Below are 421 nucleotides of genomic sequence, written 5' to 3'. Positions count from 1 at the left end.
ACATGACCGCCGCACCAGCAGATTTTGCCCGTGCCCGAAGCGAATTCCTCAGTATCGACACACCACGAGTGGAGGACGGAGCCGCGATCTGGCGCATCGCCCGCGACTCCGAGGTCCTGGACCTGAACTCCACGTACAGCTACCTGCTGTGGTGCCGCGACTTCGCCGCGACGTCCGCCGTCGCCCGTGGCGAGGACGGCGAGCCGATCGCCTTCGTCACCGGCTACATCAGGCCCGACCGCCCCGAGACCCTCGTCGTCTGGCAGGTGGCCGTCGACCGGGCCCATCGCGGCAAGGGGCTGGCCGCCACTCTGCTGGACGCGCTGACCGCCCGGGTCGCCGCCGAGCGGGGGCTCTCCTGCGTCGAGACGACGATCACCCCGGACAACACCGCTTCCGACCGGCTGTTCACGTCCTACGC

1 protein-coding gene is annotated in these 421 nt (G+C 69.6%); it reads left to right on the top strand.

What is annotated here, in order from left to right; genetic code table 11:
• Positions 1-2: 2 nt before the first annotated feature.
• On the top strand, positions 3-421 hold a 419-nt coding region (gene ectA, locus RNB18_RS52705), incomplete at its 3' end, for a diaminobutyrate acetyltransferase (RefSeq protein WP_311721144.1).

The organism is Streptomyces doebereineriae, from assembly GCF_031845645.1.
Classification (GTDB): Bacteria; Actinomycetota; Actinomycetes; order Streptomycetales; family Streptomycetaceae; genus Streptomyces; species Streptomyces canus.
This window is presented reverse-complemented; position numbering and strand designations above follow the sequence as displayed.